Origin of the sequence: Sphingobium herbicidovorans (assembly GCF_002080435.1) — a bacterium.
Lineage (GTDB): Bacteria > Pseudomonadota > Alphaproteobacteria > Sphingomonadales > Sphingomonadaceae > Sphingobium > Sphingobium herbicidovorans.
Genome location: NZ_CP020538.1, coordinates 393547 through 413548 on the forward strand (window position 1 = coordinate 393547; position 20002 = coordinate 413548).

General features: G+C 63.9%; 18 protein-coding genes. 11 read left to right on the forward strand and 7 right to left on the reverse strand.

What is annotated here, in order from left to right:
- Positions 1-45: 45 nt before the first annotated feature.
- Positions 46-1833: a sensor histidine kinase gene (locus tag B6S01_RS01850; protein WP_051908240.1), complete on the reverse strand. Its 1788-nt coding sequence runs from the start codon at positions 1831-1833 to the stop codon at positions 46-48.
- Between the two features lie 170 nt (positions 1834-2003).
- Here B6S01_RS01850 and B6S01_RS01855 point away from each other — a divergent pair, with 170 nt between their 5' ends.
- Positions 2004-2477, forward strand: a complete 474-nt coding sequence (locus B6S01_RS01855) for an Lrp/AsnC family transcriptional regulator (RefSeq protein WP_037465776.1) — start codon at positions 2004-2006, stop codon at positions 2475-2477.
- A 104-nt stretch (positions 2478-2581) separates the two neighbouring features.
- Here the strand turns inward: B6S01_RS01855 and B6S01_RS01860 are convergent, their stop codons facing one another.
- Together B6S01_RS01860 and B6S01_RS01865 are read right to left on the reverse strand one after the other, a co-directional pair.
- Entirely contained in the window at positions 2582-3835 is a 1254-nt protein-coding gene (locus B6S01_RS01860; RefSeq protein WP_037465773.1) for a tetratricopeptide repeat protein, read from the reverse strand.
- Positions 3836-3967: 132 nt separating this feature from the next.
- Complete coding sequence (locus B6S01_RS01865; protein WP_231567992.1) at positions 3968-5242, reverse strand: hypothetical protein; 1275 nt, start codon at positions 5240-5242, stop codon at positions 3968-3970.
- Between the two features lie 228 nt (positions 5243-5470).
- Here B6S01_RS01865 and gyrA point away from each other — a divergent pair, with 228 nt between their 5' ends.
- The 3 genes from gyrA to B6S01_RS01880 all read left to right on the forward strand — a co-directional run bounded on the left by gyrA (position 5471) and on the right by B6S01_RS01880 (position 9458).
- On the forward strand, positions 5471-8203 hold the full coding sequence (gene gyrA / locus B6S01_RS01870) for a DNA gyrase subunit A (RefSeq protein WP_037465702.1): 2733 nt from the start codon (positions 5471-5473) through the stop codon (positions 8201-8203).
- The gene (locus B6S01_RS01875) at positions 8200-8547 is read left to right on the forward strand and encodes a DUF952 domain-containing protein (RefSeq protein WP_037465700.1); all 348 of its coding nucleotides are present in this window, start codon (positions 8200-8202) and stop codon (positions 8545-8547) included. The genes gyrA and B6S01_RS01875 overlap by 4 nt, the downstream gene beginning before the upstream one ends.
- A 131-nt stretch (positions 8548-8678) precedes the next feature.
- Positions 8679-9458, forward strand: coding sequence for a hypothetical protein (locus tag B6S01_RS01880; protein WP_051908239.1), 780 nt, complete (start codon positions 8679-8681; stop codon positions 9456-9458).
- 33 nt (positions 9459-9491) lie between these two features.
- Here B6S01_RS01880 and B6S01_RS01885 read toward each other — a convergent pair whose 3' ends face one another.
- The gene (locus B6S01_RS01885) at positions 9492-10607 is read right to left on the reverse strand and encodes a glycosyltransferase (protein ID WP_037465698.1); all 1116 of its coding nucleotides are present in this window, start codon (positions 10605-10607) and stop codon (positions 9492-9494) included.
- Positions 10608-10660: 53 nt separating this feature from the next.
- Between B6S01_RS01885 and B6S01_RS01890 the strand changes: the two genes are divergently transcribed.
- From B6S01_RS01890 to B6S01_RS01920, 7 genes are all read left to right on the forward strand, one after another.
- A complete protein-coding gene (locus tag B6S01_RS01890; protein ID WP_037465767.1) occupies positions 10661-11515 on the forward strand; it encodes a lysophospholipid acyltransferase family protein in 855 nt (284 codons plus the stop codon).
- 9 nt (positions 11516-11524) lie between these two features.
- The gene (locus B6S01_RS01895; protein WP_037465696.1) at positions 11525-12169 is read left to right on the forward strand and encodes a phosphoribosylanthranilate isomerase; all 645 of its coding nucleotides are present in this window, start codon (positions 11525-11527) and stop codon (positions 12167-12169) included.
- Positions 12166-13395 (forward strand): tryptophan synthase subunit beta, encoded by a 1230-nt coding sequence (gene trpB / locus B6S01_RS01900; protein ID WP_037465695.1) that lies wholly within the window; start codon positions 12166-12168, stop codon positions 13393-13395. The genes B6S01_RS01895 and trpB overlap by 4 nt, the downstream gene beginning before the upstream one ends.
- The gene (gene trpA / locus B6S01_RS01905; RefSeq protein WP_037465694.1) at positions 13392-14222 is read left to right on the forward strand and encodes a tryptophan synthase subunit alpha; all 831 of its coding nucleotides are present in this window, start codon (positions 13392-13394) and stop codon (positions 14220-14222) included. Before trpB ends, trpA begins: the two co-directional genes overlap by 4 nt.
- Positions 14219-15070, forward strand: coding sequence for an acetyl-CoA carboxylase, carboxyltransferase subunit beta (gene accD / locus B6S01_RS01910; protein WP_037465689.1), 852 nt, complete (start codon positions 14219-14221; stop codon positions 15068-15070). The genes trpA and accD overlap by 4 nt, the downstream gene beginning before the upstream one ends.
- 24 nt (positions 15071-15094) lie before the next feature.
- Positions 15095-16420, forward strand: a complete 1326-nt coding sequence (locus tag B6S01_RS01915; RefSeq protein ID WP_037465685.1) for a bifunctional folylpolyglutamate synthase/dihydrofolate synthase — start codon at positions 15095-15097, stop codon at positions 16418-16420.
- 71 nt (positions 16421-16491) lie between these two features.
- Positions 16492-16932 (forward strand): DUF6628 family protein, encoded by a 441-nt coding sequence (locus B6S01_RS01920; RefSeq protein ID WP_037465683.1) that lies wholly within the window; start codon positions 16492-16494, stop codon positions 16930-16932.
- Here B6S01_RS01920 and B6S01_RS01925 read toward each other — a convergent pair.
- From B6S01_RS01925 to B6S01_RS01935, 3 genes are all read right to left on the reverse strand, one after another.
- Positions 16917-18242, reverse strand: coding sequence for an AmpG family muropeptide MFS transporter (locus B6S01_RS01925; RefSeq protein WP_037465681.1), 1326 nt, complete (start codon positions 18240-18242; stop codon positions 16917-16919). The two genes, B6S01_RS01920 and B6S01_RS01925, sit on opposite strands and share 16 nt — an antisense overlap.
- A 144-nt stretch (positions 18243-18386) precedes the next feature.
- A complete protein-coding gene (locus B6S01_RS01930) occupies positions 18387-19208 on the reverse strand; it encodes a hypothetical protein (protein ID WP_037465679.1) in 822 nt (273 codons plus the stop codon).
- Positions 19209-19447: 239 nt separating this feature from the next.
- On the reverse strand, positions 19448-19897 hold the full coding sequence (locus tag B6S01_RS01935; RefSeq protein WP_037465675.1) for a response regulator: 450 nt from the start codon (positions 19895-19897) through the stop codon (positions 19448-19450).
- Between the last annotated feature and the right edge of the window lie 105 nt (positions 19898-20002).

The window sequence follows — 20002 nt, forward strand, 5'->3', positions numbered from 1 at the left end:
GCGCCATCCCTATCGCTCAATCGTTGCGATAGAGTTTCGCTTGGCTCAGAAGCTGCCCGCCGCATCCTCCGCCACGGTCATGGCTGGCATGGATAGCAGGAAGCGATCCGGCTCTATCTGCAGACCGCCGCCGCAACCCGCCGCCAGGCTACGGATCAGCCGCAGCGAAAAGCCCAGCCCCAGCAGCGGGCCGTCCGCCCAGTCGCCGTCCGCTGTATAGCCAGGGTCCAGCAACTGTTCCTCGTCCATCCCCTCCAGGCTTGCCGGACGATCGACCGCCAGCATGACGCAGCCATGTCCGCCATCAGGCTGGAACCAGCACGCCCCGCTCAGCGCCTCTCCCGGCGCGCCGATGGATATGACCGTGCGCATCAGGTGCTGCACCATCCGTTCGCCCTGAACGGGGTCGATCCGCACCATCGGCAGGGCGCGGGCCATGTTGATGTCGATCTGCGCGCCGTCGCCTTCGCGCTGCTCGCGAAAACGGGCCGACACCTGCGCGATCAGCAGCGCGGGATCGACGGCGCTGGGCGTTTCCGCTCCCTCTCCACGCGAAACGCGCGCGGCGAGATCCAGATCGTCGAAGGCGGCCAGCAGATGCCGGGCGTCCAGCGCGATCTTGCCCGCCATCTCCCGATATTCCGGTCCGCTAGGTCCGAACAGCTCCTGCTCGATGATGTCGGCAAAGCCCAGTATCGCGTTGAGGGGCGTGCGCAGTTCATGCACCAGCTGCCGCAGCGAATCCGCCGACAGGCCAGCCACCGACACAGGCTCGGCCTGGGGCGGCGCTGCGACTTCATGCAGATAGGGCCGCCGCGCCTGTCCACGATAGCCCTGAAAACGGCCTGAGCGCGGATCGAAGAACGGGGTCGCAGACAGCCGCCACTCGCCGGCCATCGCGCCACCGACGATGGTATAGCGTCCATTCTGGAAACCGCTGCGCCGCATGAAGGCCCCTGCAACGCTGCCATCCGGCCCGCTCGCCCCGGCAACCGCCACTTCGCCCAATGACAGGCCGATCAACGCCGCGCGCGGCCCCTGGTCGATCCAGATCACCATGCCCGTTGCATCGGTTTCGAATGCGAACGACCGAACGACCGCCGCTTCCGCAGGATCGGTACGAGGCGCCGCCACATCGGGCGCCCGACGCGTGCTGGTGAAACGGGCGATGCGGTCCACAAGATTGCGGATCTGATCATCGCCTGCCGCCACGTCGGCCGGGGGAAATTCGGGCGCATCCTCGACCATGGCGTCGTCGGCTTGCGTGGGCGGTGCGGGCTGCTCCACCGGCTCCATCATTTCGGCGGTCAGCAGCATGTCCCCGGCATCTGCGCCGGGCATGTCATCACGATCGCTTGTCAGCACCAGGTCGGTCAGACCAAATGCCCCCAGCGCCTGCTGCGTTCCCGGTCCCAGATCCCGGCGCCCGCGCAATATGCCGCGCGCCGTTGGGTTCAGCCGTGGGAGCAACTCCACCCAGACGTCATCGGGCAACCGCGCGCGCGACATGGCGGCGGCGGCTATCGCCGGCCGGTCGTTGGCGAAAAATTCAACCAGTGCAGGGGAACGCAGGCGGCCGCCCAGTTCAACCACAGTTGCGATCCGTTGCGTTTCGGACAGCTGGGACTGCAAGGCGGAAAGCCGGTCCAGCAACGCCAGCCGCTCTTCATCGGGCAATGTCCCCCGATCGGCGCGATCATTCTGCGCCAGCAGATCGACGCATTGCCGCCACAGCGTGACTGCGCCCAGCCCACTCCTGTTCTCTGCGGCAAGAACCGTCTGCATCAGATCGTTGAAGCGCACCCTTATCCCCTTGAGGACTTCCGGCGACATGCGGCACTTGATCGCGGAAGGAAATTACCGGTCCGGGATAAGCCTTCGCGGGGCAAAGTGGAAGGGGCACGGCCTGTTCATTTGGGACCGTCGCATAGTGGGACAATTGCATTGCCCTGAAATATTATTATGGTGACGGGCAAGAAATGAGAAAGGAAATAATCGGGATAATGGCTGGCCCCAATATCGACGATATCGATCTGCACATTCTGGGCGAGCTGCAACAGGATGGTCGAATGACCAATGTGGAGCTTGCGCGAAAGGTCGGATTGACCGCGCCACCCTGCCTTCGTCGCGTGCGCGCGCTGGAGGAAAACGGGGCCATCACCTCCTATCACGCCGTGGTGAACCCCGCCATGCTGGGTTACACCATCACGGTGTTCGCGATGGTCAGCCTCAAGAGCCAGGCCGAAGCCGACCTGAAGGCGTTTGAGGACCATGTCGCCACCCTGCCGGAAGTGCGCGAATGCTATATGCTTAACGGCGAAATCGATTTCATTCTCAAGGTCGTCGCCAAGGATCTGCAGAGCTTTCAGCAGTTCCTGACATCGAAGCTGACGCCCGCTCCCAATGTGGCCAGCGTCAAGACGTCCCTCACCATCCGCATGTCGAAGAATCTGCCGGGCGTTCCGCTCCCCCTCTGACAAAGGGCGGGAGATTGCCGCCAGCGTTTCGTTCGCGATGTAAAACAGGGTGTCGGCTCGCCACGGATCGTCACCGCAGCCAGCCGACCTTCCCCGAAATCGCGTCAGCTCGCCGGGGAGACGCCGACCGGCTGAAACGCCGTCTTGCGGCTCTGCTGGTCGACCCACACGCTCCAGAAGCCCGCGACATTCGCCCAGTTGCCCGTGACCTGCGCCAGCGCCGTCTTCGCGCCGGTCAGATCGCCTGACCGTGCGAGGGCGATGCCCAGGCGCGTATTGGCCTTGCCCTGGTCTACGCCGCCCTTGCTCAGTGCCAACCGATAATGTTCGGCCGCCTGCGGAAACTGGCTGAGCGAAAAATAGCCGTCAGCCACCGACAGCGCGGCGGAACCGTCCTTTGCGGCCGCAGCCTTTTTCGCGGCTGCCGGGATCGCGGCGATTTCCTTCGCTGCCTTGGGCGTCACGCTTTTCATCAGGCTGGCGGTCGCCGCCTGGGTCGCTGTCAGCTTGCCTGCCGACCGTCCTGCCTCAATGATCGCCTTCGCTTCGGCATGATTGCCCGCCTTTTCGGCGAGCTGCGCATAGGCCTGATAGTCGCGCTCGCTGGCCATGGCGCCGTTCGCCGCCTGCAGGCGGTAGAGATCAAGCTGCACTTGCGTATCCATACCGGGCGCGCTCAGGTAATTGGCAAGCGCCGACCGCCATTCTCCCGCGGAACCATAGCGGCCAAGCCGTTCGCGATAGAGTGCGCCGACTTCGGCCCAGTCGCCGGCCCCATATGCCATGGAGATAGCCCGGTCATACCAGGCCGCCGGAACCGGCTGCCCCGAAGCCCGCTGTCGGGCCAGCGCATCCTGCACGAACGGCCGCGCCTCGCGCGCCTTGTTCTTGCGCAGATAGATGTCCGCCCGTAGCATCGTCGCGTCGGTAGCGTCATAGCCAAGCGTCTTGGCGTAATCGAGCTGGGCCAGCGCGTCGTCATAATTGCCCACGACATAGGACAGGTAACCGGCGACATAGCGCAGCCGGGGCGCATCCTTTTTGGGCACCGACGCGGTCTTGAACATGTCGGTCAGCGCGACGCGCTGCGCCTGGAAATTTTGCTTCAACACGGCCAGCTCGAACCGCAGCGCCGCCGCGGCATAGGCTTCGAAATCGCTGACCGGCATCAGCCCGCTTATATGGGCCTGAGCGGTGTTGGCATCGCCTGCCTTGATCGCGTTGTCGGCCGCCTGCGCCGCTGTCCGGAATGTTTCCGACATGACGATGACAGGGCCGCTCGCCACCGACTTTTTCGCCATGGCTGGCCCTGAAGCCGCCACAACGGCAGCGATGGCGAATAGCCCTGATTTCAGCATGGAATGTCGCAGCCTGACCATGTCGGCCGTCCCCCTTTGATGGTGTGCCGACGCATCACGCCGGCCCCTGTTATTTCATGGCATGGAATAAGGCGCGCCAGCCTCTCTGACTGGCGCGCCCCTTGTAGAGGATCAGGCCTTCGTGGCGAGATAGGTCAGCCAGAGATCGGCGATTTTCTTGCGCGTCCCGGCCTGCACCGACTGAAGCGCCGCCTTGGCGGATGCGACATCGCCGCCCAGCGCCTTTGCAATGCCCAGACGGGTGTTCACCTCGTCCGCATCGACGCCGCCCTTTTGCTTGGCCAGGTCGAACATCGCCGCCGCCTTGGCATAGTCGCCATAGCCCAGATAGGCATCGCCGGTCGCCGCCGCGATCTTGCCGTTCGCAGCCTTGCGCGCGTCAGCTTCCGCCGAAGCCAGCGAAGCCTTGTCGCCCGCGATCTTGGGCGCAGCGGTCTGGTATAGGTCAGCGCCAGCGTTACCCTTCAGCACGCCCTTGGCCCGGCCCTGATCGACCGCCGACTTCACTTCGCCATAGATGCCGGTCTTCGACGCCATCTCGCCATATTCCAGGAAGTCGCCCGCCACGACCAGACCGCCAGATGCCGCCATCAGGCGCAGCACATCCAGATTTTCGCGGTTGGTGATATTGGGGTTCGACTGCTGGAACAGGCGGATCAGCGTACGCAGATTTTCGCCGCTCGGCTGGGCTTGATAAGCGTTCGTAGCCCATTCGGTGACTTCGGGCAGGCGCGAGGCAGCCGCCCGGCCGACGCCGATCTGATACCATTGCGCCGGAACCTGGCCGCCCGCCGCCTTCGTCGCGTCGATCGCAGCCTTCAGCGCCGTAAGACCCTGTTGATTAAGACCGCGCGCAGGCTCCGCCGCCGCATTGGCCGTCCCCGCCTTCCCGAAATAGGCCTGCGCCAGCGTCACGTTGACCGCATCGGCCTTGTAATTTGCCTGCGCCGCAGCTTGGGCGCGGCGAATGGCCAGGTCGTAATTCTTCGCCTGCAACGCCTGGTCGGCGGCGACCGCGTTGAACTGGCCAACCTGTTCGGGCGGCGTAAGGCCGCTGTCGAGCATCTGGGTCAGCGCCTCGCCCTGCATCGCGCTGTCCTTCGCGGAAATCGATGTGTTCAGCTTGACCGCGCCAATCTGATATTTGTCGTCATTCGACTGCGCCTTGCTGTCAGCGTCGGCCAGCGCCGCCTTGGCAGCGGCGAAGTCATTCTTCTGTGCCGCCTCCTGCGCCGTCTGCAACGCCTTGATGACGTCGGGCGACACATTCAGCTTTGGCGCGCCGCCCTTCTTGTCTTCCTTCTTTGCGGCCGTTGCGGGCGCGGAAACGGCGCCGCCTGTCAACGCAAGAGCCAGCACGAGCGCCATGGGGGTAACAAAACGCATGATCATCTTCTCCTCTGCGCGCCCGGGGGAAAGGCGCCCTTGATTAAGCGCCGAATAGGGGGCGGCGCGTGAATGACGTTTGAACATCGTATATGCACCACTTTCGCGCCTGTCAGCCCCTTCTTACAGCTTGATACGCCGCGAGCGCGCGCGCGCGAGGGGTGACAGAATTGTTTCGCTCCGCTAGTGGATGAGCAACGAAACCCATCCACCTAAAAGAGAATCGCATTGACCGACGAGACTGCCCTCGCCGACCCTTCGGACATCAGCCCCATCTCCATCGTCGATGAGATGAAGGCGAGCTATCTCGATTATGCCATGTCGGTGATCGTGTCGCGCGCGCTGCCTGACGTCCGCGACGGGTTGAAGCCCGTACACCGCCGCATTCTCTTTTCCGCCCATGAATCGGGCTTTCAGCATAACAAGCCCTATCGCAAATCGGCGCGCATCGTCGGTGACGTGATCGGTAAATATCACCCGCATGGCGACAGCGCGATCTATGACGCGTTGGCGCGCATGACGCAGGACTGGTCGATGCGCGTGCCGTTGATAGACGGTCAGGGCAACTTCGGGTCGATGGACCCCGATCCGCCGGCCGCCATGCGGTATACCGAAGCGCGCCTTGCCAAGGTCACGACCGCCCTGCTGGACGATCTCGACAAGGATACGGTCGACTTCCAGCCCAACTATGATGCGTCGGAAAGCGAACCTCAGGTTCTGCCTGCGCGCTTTCCCAACCTGCTGGTCAACGGCGCTGGCGGCATCGCGGTCGGCATGGCCACCAACATTCCGCCGCACAATCTTGGCGAAGTGATCCGCGCCTGCCTCGCCTATATCGAAAATCCCGCCATCACCATCGACGAACTCATCCAGATCGTTCCCGGCCCCGACTTCCCGACCGCTCCGCTGATCCTCGGCCAATCGGGCGCGCGCAGCGCCTATCACACAGGGCGCGGTTCGATCATGATGCGCTCACGCCATGTGGTCGAGGAAGGACGCGGCGACCGCCAGTCGATCGTCCTGACCGCCATCCCCTATCAGGTCGGCAAGAACGGCCTGGTTGAAAAGATCGCCGAAGCCGCCAAGGACAAGCGGATCGAAGGCATCAGCGACATTCGCGACGAATCGAACCGCGAAGGCGTACGCATCGTCATGGACCTGAAGCGTGACGCCACGCCGGAAGTCGTCCTGAACCAGCTCTGGCGCAACACCCCCGCTCAGTCGAGCTTCCCGGCCAACATGCTCGCCATTCGCGGCGGCCGCCCGGAACTGCTCAACATCCGCGACATCATCCAGGCGTTCGTCCAGTTCCGCGAAGAGGTCATCACCCGCCGCACCAAGTACGAGCTGAACAAGGCCCGCGACCGCGCGCATATCTTGCTAGGCCTTGTCATCGCGGTCACCAATCTCGATGAAGTCGTCCGCATCATTCGGGGGTCGTCCAGCCCGGCCGAAGCGCGCGAAACCCTGCTTGCCCGTGACTGGCCGGTTGCCGAAATCGCATCCTATCTGCGCCTGGTCGAAGCGATCGAAACGGAAGCCAGCGGCGATACCTATCGCCTCAGCGACACGCAGGTCCGCGCCATCCTCGACCTGCGCCTGCATCGCCTGACCGCGCTCGGCCGCGACGAAATCGGCAAGGAACTGGCCGAACTGGCCGCAGCCATCGCCGAATATCTCGCTATCCTCGGCGATCGCCAGAAACTCTACGCCGTCATGCGCGAGGAGTTCGAGGCGATCGAGCGCGACTTCGCCACCCCACGCATTTCGGAAATCACCGCCGCCGCGGATGGCATCGACGATGAAGACCTGATCGAGCGGGAGGAGATGGTCGTCACCGTCACCGTGCAGGGCTATATCAAGCGCACGCCGCTCGAAAGTTTCCGTGCCCAGGCGCGCGGCGGCAAGGGCCGTTCGGGCATGGCGACGAAGGATGAGGACGCGATCACCGAACTGTTCGTGACCTCCACGCACACGCCAGTCCTCTTCTTCTCGACCGCGGGCAAGGTTTACCGCATGAAGGTCTGGCGCCTGCCCGAAGGCGGGCCGGCCACGCGCGGGCGTCCGATGGTCAACCTGCTGCCGCTCGGCCCCGGCGAAACGATCCAGACCGTCCTGCCTCTGCCCGAGGATGAGGACAGCTGGAAGGACCTGCACGTCATGTTCGCGACCGCGAACGGCACCGTCCGCCGCAACAGCATGGACGCCTTCGCCAACGTGCCCAGCAACGGCAAGATCGCGATGCGTTTCGACGATGACAGCGAAGATCGCCTGATCGGTGTCGCGCTGCTGACCGAAGACGACGACGTCCTGCTCGCCACCCGTCAGGGCAAGGCGATCCGTTTCCAGGCGACCGATGTGCGCGAGTTCCAGAGCCGTACTTCGACCGGCGTGCGCGGCATGACGCTCAAGGGCGATGATGAAGTCATCTCGCTCTCCATCCTCCACCGCGCCGGCACGACGCAGGAGGAGCGCGAAGACTATCTCCGTTTCGCTCCATGGAAGCCGGAAAAGGAAGGCTCGCCGCAAATGAGCGAGGAGCGCTTCGCCGAGCTGCAGGCGAAGGAGCAATTCATCCTCACCGTCTGCTCCAACGGCTATGGCAAGCTGTCGTCCGCCTATGACTATCGCCGCACCGGCCGTGGCGGTCAGGGCATCACGAATATCGATAATATCGGCCGAAACGGCCCGGTGGTGGCCAGCTTCCCGGCGCGTCACGGCGATCATCTGATGCTGGTCACAGATCAGGCGAAGCTGATCCGCATGGGCCTCGACACCCTGCGTGTCATCGGCCGCAACTCGGCGGGCGTGCGCCTGTTCAATGTGTCCGACGACGAACATGTCGTCAGCGCCGCGAAGATCGAGGAAAGCGACGAGGAAACCGAAATCAGCACCCCGGCTGGCATGGAAGTCTTGCCCGAAGTCGGCCCTGAAGCCGACCCGGACCTCACCGAAGAGTGAGCGACCTCTTCGCCTACAAGATCCTGACGAAGGATCAGTATGACCAGCTAAAGACCGACGGCGCGTTCAAGGGCGCGCCCGTCGATCTGGCCGACGGCTACATCCACATGTCCACCCGCGACCAGGCCGCCGAAACCGCCGCCAAACATTTCGCGGGCCAGGACAATCTGGTGATGGTGATGGTCGACCTGGCGCCATTTGGTGAAGCGGTGAAATGGGAAGAGTCACGCGGCGGCGCGCTGTTCCCGCACCTTTATGGCGATCTGCCTTTAAGTGCGATTGCTGGGAAAGTGGTGCTGCGGCTGGATGAGCAGGGCAAGCATCTGTTTCCGGCGGGTTTTTAGTCAACGCACTCAAAGTAATCGTCCCTGGAACGCCCGAGGTTGATGAAAATGCGAGCCATGCTTGTAGCAGCTATGCACTTGCGGATAATATAGTTGCCATCAACTTGAGTCTCTGTGGGGGAGGTGCTCAAATGGCGACGCTCAGCAATCACATCACGCCGGACCTTGGCGTTCAACAATCAGAACGTAACTTCTTCAAAATCATGGCGATCATCATGGCCGCCATCATCGTCGCCGGTTTCTCGGTAAACCTCGCCATGGGCAGGTCCACCTTTGCCGTGCCGCCTGTCTATCACATTCACGCCCTCATATTCTTCGGCTGGGTCGTGCTCTATGTTGCGCAAAACTGGCTGATCGCGACCAACAATGTGAAGCTGCACGTCCGCTTGGGCAAGATCGCATACTGCTGGGCGCCATTGATGCTGGTCATGGGCTTTGCCATCATGATTACGTCGCTTCGACGTTCAGGCGGTCCCTTCTTTTTCGATCAGAACGAATTTCTGTTCAGCAACGCTTTGATGCTCGTCCTCTTCTGCGCCTTGGTCTTTGCGGCGCTTCGCCAGCGCCGCTATTCCGGCTGGCACCGGCGGTTGATGCTGACGGCCATGAGCATATTGACTGGCCCAGGCCTTGGCCGCCTTCTTCCCATGCCGCTCCTGATGCCGCACGCCTGGCGCATCATGACGGTCGTCACTCTACTGTTCCCGGTGATCGGCATGATTGCGGACAAGCGTCGGCACGGGCGCATCCATCCCGCATGGTTCTGGGGTGTGGGAGCAATCCTTGCGACGCAGGTGGTTGCTGACCTCGTCGCCTATAGCCCGCTGGGCGTCAGCTTGACCCAGATGCTTCTTGCCGGTTCGCCGGGAGCGTCGCGCTCGATGGCCGCCTCTATGCCGCCCACCCCGTAATCGGGAAGCGGGGCGGGTCGGCACGACGCAGCCTCAACGCTTGACCATCCGCGCGACCTTCCCGCCCCTCACCCAATAATCAAACCCACCCCAGCTGATCCGCCGCGAACCAGCCGCCGCCAGCTGCATCGCCATATGCGCCCAGCACACCGCAAAGGGCGCCAGCACATCCCACCAGAGCGACCGCCGCGCCGCCCGCGCCTGTCCCGGCTCCACGACGCTCGCGATGATCCGCCGCCGCACCAGCGCCCGTCCAGCCGCCGCCGCATAGCCCACGGCCACCGCGCCCCAGCCGCCCCAGCCAAGCGCCCATATCCAGCCAAAGGCATGGCAACTCACCACCGCAGCGGCCGCCAGCCACATGCGCCAGCTATTGGTGAAAATATGCCGATACTGCCGCACTCCAAAGCCAACAGCCCCGCGCCCCTCCAGCGGCGAAGCGACCAGCAAATCCCGCACCGGCCGCAATCGCAGCTTCGCGCGCCACCCGGCCAGCCCGATCGCCATGTCATCCGACAACTGCCCCGCCAGAGCCGCATCCAAGTCCAGCCTCTCCGCTTGCCTCCGCGTCAACGCCATCGCCCCGCCCCACGGCATGGTTGCGCTCGCGGCACGCGGGAGCGTCGCCAACTGCATCTCCACCGCGCCCACCAGCGCCGCCACCACGCTCCGTTCCGGCAACAACAGCCGGTATCCCGTCACAATATCCGCCTTACCCCGCACCAGAGGAAAGAGCAGTCGCCCCACCATCCGGGGCGGAGGCGCAATGTCCGCATCCACGAAAACCAGATAGCGGTCCCCCTCACGCAAGGCGCGCAAAGCCGCGCGCAGCTTATGAACCTTCTGCCCCTCATCGCTCGCCACCCCGGCATGAACGATCTGCACCCAGTCGCCTTCTCGCGCAGCCAGAGCTTCCGCCGCCGGACAAGCCCCCGAAGTCGCGATCACCAGCCGAAACCGCACCGTCTGCGCCTTCAGCCGCGCGATCAGTTCCGCCCCGCCGTCCCAATCATCCCGCACTGACAGCAGCAGCACGACGCCCTCGGGCGCTTCCTCCTGCCGGTCCACAGGCAGATGCCGCCAATAATTCAGCACGCCCGCAAGGCTCAGCCCCTGCAACAGCACCCACAGCCCCAAGGCCCAATTCATGCGTAATCCAAGCCCTTTACCACCCCGACCGCTGCTGTATGACGGCAGGCGCGATGCTCTCCAACCCCTTTCTCTTCACCCTCCTCCGCATCCTCCCCGCGTCGGTCGCGTCCTGGCTAGGCGGCTGGCTGTCGGCGCATGTGGCCCGGCGGCAGATGAAGCTGCGCGACCAGCGCGCCCGCACCAACCTCGCCATCCTGCGCCCCGACCTTCCTGAAGCGGCGCAAGAGGCCATGCTCACCCGTCGCTGGATCAACCTTGGCCGCACCATGGCCGAACTGACCAACATCGACCGGCTGATCGAAAATAACCACATCACGGTGGATGATGCCGCCGGCTATCAGCAGGTGCTCGACGGCCCCGGCCCCATGATCGCGCTGGCCGTTCACCTCGGCAACTGGGACTTGCTGGCCGCTCATATCAAGGCGTCGACGGACCGTCCCGGCCTGGGCGTCTACGACCCGCCGGAAAATGCCGCGCAGGCCGCCATGCTCAAACGCGCCCGATCCAGTTACATGGGCGAAGCGATCACCGGCGAAGGCGCCGCGCGCGGCATCCTCAAGCATCTCACCACAAAGGATCGCGCTACCCTCTACATATTGCTGGACGAACGGCGCGACCGGCAGGTTTGCTTCCCCCGCTTCGGCCGCGATCTGCCGCCATCGGGCAACCTTTCGGTCGCCTTGAGGCTGGGCCGAAAAGTCGGCGCGAAATTCCTGCCTTTCTACATGATCCGCACAGGCGGCCCCCACTTCCGCGTCTACTGGCACGCCCCGCTCGACCCCGCGCAACTCACTGACGCGCAGATCATGGACCGGGTCGACGGCTTCCTTGGAAAGGCCTGCATCGACCATGCCGACCAATGGCTCGCCCTGCACGACATGGACCTGACCGCCCCGACCGCCTAAAGCGCCATCATGTCCCGACTCGCCATCAAGATTTGCGGTCTTTCGACCCCCGACACCGTCGGCGCAGCGATGCGAGCGGACGCCACCCATTTGGGCTTCGTCCACTTCGCCAAAAGCCCCCGTCATGTCGAAGCGGACCAGTTGCGGGCCCTGACGGCACAGGTTCCCGCCCATATCGACCGGGTCGCCGTGGTCGTTGATCCGACCGACGACATCCTTGCCGAACTGGTCGGCACAGGCGCACTCACCGCCCTGCAACTTCACGGCAAGGAAAGCCCCCAGCGCGCCGCCGCCATCCGCGCGCGCTTCAACCTTCCGGTCTGGAAGGCAATCGCCGTCAAGACCCGCGCCGACCTTGATGCCGCCAACGCGTATAACGGCGCAGCCGACCGCCTGCTCTTTGATGCGAAAACTCCCGAAGGCGCGGCGCTGCCGGGCGGCATGGGCCTGCGTTTCGACTGGACGCTGCTGCGGGGCGTCCCCATATCCTTGCCCTGGGGCCTGTCCGGGGGCCTTGGTATCGACAATGTCGCCGAGGCAATTCGCATTACCGGCGCCCCGATGATCGACGTTTCTTCCGGCGTGGAAAGCGCGCCGGGCATCAAGAGTGTGGACAAGATCATGGCCTTCTGCAAAGCGGCACAACAATCATGACCATCAAAAACTCCCTCCGCTCACAGCCCGATGCGTCCGGCCATTTCGGTTCATTCGGCGGCCGCTACGTCGCCGAAACGCTGATGCCGCTCATTCTTGAGCTGGAAAAGGTTTACAGGGAAGCCAGGCAGGACCCCGAATTTGACGCAGAGTTCACCGAACTGCTGCGCAACTATGTCGGCCGTCCCAACCCGCTTTATTATGCAGGTCGCCTGACCGAATCCCTGCGCGCCGACGCACCGGAAGGAAAGGGCGCGAAAATCTACCTGAAGCGCGAGGAATTGAACCACACCGGCGCGCACAAGATCAATAACTGCATCGGCCAGGCCCTGCTCGCCCGCCGCATGGGCAAGAAAAAGGTCATCGCCGAAACCGGTGCGGGCCAGCACGGCGTCGCCACTGCCACCGTCGCCGCCCTGTTCGGCCTGGAATGCAAGATCTTCATGGGCGCAAAGGATGTGGAGCGGCAAAAGCCCAACGTCTTTCGCATGAAGCTGCTCGGCGCAGAAGTGATCCCGGTCGTGTCCGGCTCTCAGACGCTGAAAGACGCGATGAACGACGCCCTGCGCCACTGGGTGTCGAACGTCCACGACACATTTTACATCATCGGCACGGCGGCAGGCCCGCACCCCTACCCGGAACTGGTCCGCGATTTTCAGTCGGTGATCGGCCGCGAAGCCCGCGAGCAGATATTGGAAATCGAAGGCCGCCTGCCCGACATGCTGATCGCTCCCGTCGGCGGCGGATCGAACGCCATCGGCCTGTTCCACCCCTTTCTCGACGATACGGAAGTCAAGATGATCGGCGTCGAAGCGGCCGGTGAGGGGCTTCAGGGCAAGCATGCGGCCTCGCTGGCTGGCGGCGCGTCGGGCATCCTGCATGGCAATCGCACCTATCTGCTTCAGGATGAGGACGGCCAGATCACCGAAGCGCACAGCATTTCGGCGGGTCTCGACTATCCCGGCATTGGCCCTGAACATAGCTGGCTGCACGAAATCGGCCGCGTCGAATATATGCCCATCACCGATGACGAGGCGCTTGCCAGCTTCCAGAAGCTTTCCGCGCTGGAAGGCATCATCCCCGCGCTTGAATCCGCCCATGCCATTGCGAGCGCCGAAAAGATCGCGCCCACGCTGGACGCGGATCAGATCCTTATCGTCAATCTCTCCGGCCGTGGCGACAAGGACATCTTCACCGTCGCCCAGGCCCTTGGTGTCGAAATATGACTTCTGATCGCCTCGCTACGCGCTTTGAAACCTGCAAGGACGCGGGTCGCGCCGCCCTCATCACCTTCGTAACCGCGGGCGATCCATCCGTCGCCGCTACCCCGGCCATTCTGGACGCGCTCGTGGCTGGTGGCGCGGACATCATCGAACTGGGCATGCCCTTCACCGATCCGATGGCGGACGGCCCGGCCATCGAACTGGCGAACCTGCGCAGTCTCGGCTCGGGCACGCGGACGAAAGACATTTTTCATCTCGCGACGACTTTCCGCGCGCGCCATCCGCGCATTCCCCTGATCCTCATGGGCTATGCCAATCCCATGCTGATCCGCGGATCGGAATGGTTCGCCGCGCAGTGCCGTGATGCGGGCGTCGATGGCGTCATCTGCGTCGATGTGCCCCCAGAGGAAGACGCCGAACTTGGCCCGGCGCTCCGTGCCGCTGGCATCCACCTCATCCGTCTCGCGACGCCGACGACCGACGCCGCCCGCCTGCCCGCCGTTCTCGATGGCGCCAGCGGCTTCCTTTATCATGTCGCCGTGGCGGGCATCACCGGAAAGCAGCAGGCCGCACAGGCGTCTGTCGAACTCGCCGTTGAAAAGCTCCGCAGCGCCACTGACCTGCCGATCGCGGTCGGTTTCGGCGTCCGTTCGGCTGAACAGGCCGCCGCCATCGGCCGCGTCGCCGATGGCGTGGTTGTCGGTTCCGCCATCGTCGATATCGTCGGTTCGCATGGCGATGCCGCCGCCCCCTTCGTTCAGGAGTTCGTCGCGACTCTGCGCGGCGCGCTCAACGCCAACAGCCCCCATTTTCGGGAGACCGCAGCATGAGCTGGATCAACCGCGTCCGCAAGGCCGTCCCTTTCCTGGCAAAGAAGGAAACGACCGCCGAGACGCTGTGGCACAAATGCCCGTCCTGCACCGAGATGATTTTCATCAAGGAGTGGGAGGACAATCTGTCCGTCTGCCCGCGCTGCGACCATCATGGCCGCATCGGGCCGTCCGAACGCTTCGAGCATATTCTCGACCCCGGCTTCATCCTGCTGCCGACGCCGCCGGTTCAGGAAGACCCGCTCAAATTCCGCGATTCCAAGCGTTACCCGGACCGCATAAGGGCCGCCCGCGCGCAGACGGGCGATCAGGACGCGCTGATCAACGCGCGCGGCGCTATCGACGATGTGCCGCTGGTCATGGGCGTTCAGAATTTCGCTTTCATGGGCGGCTCCATGGGCATGGGCGTCGGCGCGGCCTTCATTCAGGGCGTCAACGAAGCCATTGGCCATAAATGCCCCTATGTCATCTTCACCGCAGCGGGCGGCGCGCGGATGCAGGAAGGCATCCTGTCGTTGATGCAGATGCCCCGGTCCACCGTCGCGATCCAGAAACTGCACGCTGCTGGCCTGCCCTATATCGTCGTCCTGACCGATCCGACCACCGGCGGCGTCACGGCTAGCTATGCGATGTTGGGCGACATCCAGATCGCGGAACCCAACGCCCTGATCGGCTTTGCGGGCCAGCGCGTTATTGAAAGCACGATCCGCGAAAAGCTGCCCGATGGGTTCCAGCGGGCCGAATATCTGCTGGAACATGGCATGCTCGACATGGTTGTCCACCGCAGCGAACTGCGCGACACGCTGGCGCGGGTGATCGGCTATCTGACCCCACGCGTGGCGGCCTGACGCCCCAGCGCGAAGGACAGGGCCATGCCCGACCACGCCGTCTCCGATGATCCTGGGGTTCAGGCCCAGCTGGACCGTCTGGCGATCCTGTCGCCCGGCGCTGACATATTGGGCCTCGACCGCATCACCCGCCTGCTGGATCGCCTGCGCGACCCCCATCGCGCCCTGCCGCCGGTCTTTCATGTCGCGGGCACCAATGGAAAGGGATCGACCTGCGCCTTCCTGCGCGCCGCGCTCGAAGCCGATGGAAAAAGCGTCCATGTATTCACCTCACCCCACCTCGTGCGCTTCAATGAACGCATCCGCATCAGCGGCCAGTTGATCGGGGACGAGGCGCTTGCGGGCTATCTGTGCCGCGTCCTCGATGTGGCGGAAGGTGTCGGCGCCAGCTTCTTCGAAGTCACGACCGCCGCCGCATTCCTCGCCTTCGCCGAGCACCCGGCCGACGCCTGCATCATCGAAGTGGGTCTGGGCGGTCGCCTCGACGCCACCAACATCATCGACGATCCGGTCGTCTGCGGCATCGCGCAGTTGGGGATCGATCATCAGGCATTCCTCGGCAACAGCCTGCGCGCCATCGCCACGGAAAAGGCCGGTATCGCCAAGCCCGGCGCACCTCTGGTGACGCAACGCTACCCGACCTCGCTCGCCAGCGTCATGAGCGACGCCGCCGCCCGCGCACGCACTGTCTGGTTGCCGATGGGCGAAAGCTGGGACGCCGCCAGCTATCGCGATCGCCTTCATTATCGCGATGCTCAGGGTCGCATCGAAACCCCGCTGCCCCGCTTGCACGGCGCGCATCAGGTGCACAACGCCGCCCTTGCCTTCGCCATGCTGCGCCACCAGAGCGCCGTGCCGGTCAGCGAAGCCGCGCTGAAGGCCGCGCCGCTCTGGGCGCACTGGCCCGCCCGTCTCCAGCGGCTCGACCACGGCCCGCTGCTCGCCCCCCTGCCGGACGACAGCGAAGCCTGGCTCGACGGCGGTCATAATGCCGGCGCCGGGGAAGCCATCAGCGCCTTCTTCACCAATGAACGCCTTGCGGGGCGAAAGCTGCACCTCATCATCGGCATGCTCGCGAACAAGGATGTCGACGCCTATCTCGCGCCCTTCGCCGGATGCGTCGCCCACATCCACGCGCTGCCCGTGCCCGGCCACGACCATCATCCCGCCGACCGCTTCGCCGCCATCGCAAGTCGCTGGGGCATCGACTGCGCAGCGCATGATGATCCCGCGCAGGCCATCGCCGCCATCGCCGCCGCCCCTCAACCTGACCCGCCGCTCATCCTGATCGCGGGGTCGCTCTATCTGGCGGGCGAAATTTTGCGGCTGAACGAGCAATATCCCGACTGAATCCACTTGCGATTGACTCGCAATAGCGTAACCTGCCTTCCGTCACGCAACGGAAAAGAAGGTGCACGCCCATGGCCTACGGAGAGACCAGCCCCCTCGAACTGCCCCGCCCGCTTCCCGGCGGCTACGGCAACCGGCTCTTCCTTTATGTGTTGCGCCGCATGGCAAGCGCCGGTGTGGACGACGCCCACGCCGCCAACGCCATGCTGGGCGCATTCGGCCGCAGCTATCGCCGCCCGCTGATCCTCATGCGCGCCATGATGCTGGAGCTTGCCCGCTGCGCCACGCGCCGGATATTGGTCGCACCCTGCTGCTGCGCCCGTATGACCGCCGACGAAGCAATGCTCATGCAGGCCATCGGCGACGCGCTACAGGATCCGCCATCCGCCTATGACCAGCTCGCCACGCTGCTCGGCTCCGACGACGTGCTCGGCGCACTCACCTGTCTGCAAGCCGTCTCGCAGGCCCATGCGGACCTGGGTCGCCCGCTCGACCTTTATGCCGGAGCCTGATCGCCCTCTTCCGTCGCCGCGCTGCCGACGCTCGAATCCACCAGCCCGCTGCGCATCATCAACCAGAACAGGATGATGCCCGGCAGCGCCAGGACCGTTGTCAGCAGGTAGAAATCGACATAGCCGAACCGTTCGATCATCGCCCCGGCGGTGGTCCCGGTCAGGAACCGGCCCACGATGCTAGCCGCCGCCGATATCATCGCATATTGCGCGGCGGTAAAGCGCAGGTCGCACAGCGCGGAGAAATAGGCGACCACCGCCACGCCCCCGATCCCGCTCGCGAAATTTTCAAAGCCGATCGCGCCCGCCATGCCCATGTTGCTCTTTCCCGCCGCCGCCAGCGCGGCGAAGCTGAAATTGGACACCGCCATCAACACCAGGCTGATCAGCACAGACCGCTTCAGCCCCAGCCGCGCATACAGCACGCCGCCGACGAATATCCCGGCCAGCAACGCCCAGAAACCAATGCCCACATCATAGATCGCAATCTCTTCATTGGTGTAGCCAAGGTCATTGAACAGCAGCCGGAATGTAAGGTTCGCCAGCGTGTCGCCAATCTTGTGCACGATGATGAACAGCAGTACGAGCAGCGCGCCCTTGCGCTTGAAGAAGTCCAGGAACGGCCCGATGATCGCCTGCTTCAACTCGCCGCCGCTCTTGCGCGAAGCAATCTCGCGGTGCCGCTCCGGCTCGCCAACGATCAAAGCGGCCAGCATTGCAGGCAGGGCGAACAGCGAACATATGATGTAGGCCGCCGTCCAATCCCAATATTGCGCGACCACCAGCCCCACCGCGCCTGCCGCCGCAGCCCCGATTCGCCATCCATATTGCGACATGCCCGCACCAATGCCCAGCTGGTCTGGCCTAAGGATTTCAATGCGATAGCCGTCTATGATGATATCGAATGTCGCCCCCGCAATCCCCAGCAGAATCGCGGCCCGCACCATCGCCATCAGGTCCGACGCAGGATCGACCACCGCCAGATTGACCACCGCCGCCATCACCAGCACCCCGGCCAGCAGCATCCACGACACGCGCTGCCCCAAGCGATGCAGCAGCGGCAACTTCACGCCCTCCACCACCCACGCCCACAGCCATTTGAGATTATAGGCGAGGAGCACCAGGCTGAACGCCGTCACGCTCTTCTTGTCGATGCCGTCCTGCGCCAGGCGTGACGCCAGGTTCGCGCCGATCATCGCAAAGGGAAAACCGGACGAAATCCCCAGGAACAGCGCGGCCAGCGGCGCCTTCTCCACATAGGGCTTCACGGCATCGGCCCAGCTTCTGGCGCCCATGGCGATGTCGGTCATTTATGCTTGGCCCCCGATGTGATCCGTGGGCCCACCATATGAGCATATGCGCGGGAAACAACCCGCGCTTTCCCCAATAATCCCTTGAAAAAAACGGGATGAAGCGATCCGCTCGCTCTTGGTTCAACGCGCCCCTGCGGAACGCTAAAGCTCCAGCCCCTCTTCCCGCACGCTTTCCTCGGCCCGTTCCACGGTCTTGGCCAGATGCTCCTTTGTGGCGTTGGCCATTTGCGTGATCATCGCGAAATGCGTGATGGCCACGCGGAATCGCGATGCCAGCGCCGGATTTTGCGCAGTCGGTGAAATTTCATAGGAAATCGCATGCACGCACGGCAGCGCCTTGTCGGTGCGCAAAGTGTGGCTGCGGCATTCGGCATAACTTGTATTACTGTTGGTCATGCGCTCGCCATCGCGCGACCGCACGATCCACCCCGCGCCTTGATTGCTGTAGCCTGCGTCATCGAAACTCCCGTATTTGCGGGCGACTTCCTGCGCGACGCTGGCGATGGGGACTTCCTTGCCGGCCGGATATTCAAGCGTCCGGTCAATATGCACGACCCGTTCCGCGCCACTGGGACCCACCAGCCAGACATTGACCTTGTCCAGCCCGGTATCCGCATTCAGATTGACCTGCGACATCTGCCCGCCGGACGGCAGGGACGCACTGTTCTTTCCGGCGTTGATCGCATAATTGGCGTTCTTGCACAGCAGGACGCCACGGACCTGCTCTTCCGTCATACCGTGGCGCAGGCCCACAATATCATCGACCGCCTGTCCTCGCTCTGCCGACTGCGGCTTGAACTTGTCACAATCAATGTCGCTCTTGTCGATCGCGGATGCCGATTGCGCCTCGGCTTCCACCGTCTCTACGTCACCTGCGGCGGTTTCGCCCGCACGGGGCTCGTCACCACTCCCGCATCCCGCGAGAAACAACAATCCACCAGTCAGAAAAAGGGTGCTGCGCATGTGGTCCGCCTTTCAGCCTGAAACCTCCAAAGCATCTCGATACGATGGCCCCCCAGCGGGGAAGCAGTCCGCCAGGAGCCTCGCAAACGGCGGCCCATATTGTCGGCGCGCACGTGCGCCATGGCCATCGCCTGCGCAAAGCCAATCTGTCACTTTCCTTGCGAAGCCGCAACGGAACGAGCGGGCGCAAAGGGATTACGTCTTTGTGTCCGGGGGATAGGTAGATAGCCCCGGCGGGGTCAGGCGAACAGCCGCAACCCCTGCGGCACGCGCCCCGGTTCATCCCCGCGCATCACCGCTTCAATCACGGCAATAGACCCAAGCAGATCGCGCGGCAGATAGGGCTTCGCCAGGCATCCGACCGCCATCTCATGCGCGTCGATCGGGCACGCGCCCGTCACGAACAACACCGCCAGCCCCTTGCCATGGGCAAAGCGGGCCACATCGATGCCCGTCTTGTCGCCATGCAAGGTGATGTCGGCGATCACCAGATCGACATCATCCTCGTCGATCACGCGCACCGCATGGTCATAATCCTCGACCGTCGCGGCGACGCGATAACCGGCCTGTTCCAGCACATGTTCATTGTCGAAAGCGACCAGCGGTTCGTCCTCGACCACCAGCACGCTGCGGATCGCCGCGGCTTCCTGCCCTGACTTTGCGTCCCCTTTTACCAGCCCGAAAAACATTTGCCGATACGCCCCATTTACGCCATGCAGCCGATTAAACGCGCAGCGCCTGCTGGGAGTTGCGGCCTTCCCCCTCGCATGAGCGACGGGACGGCACTATTCGTC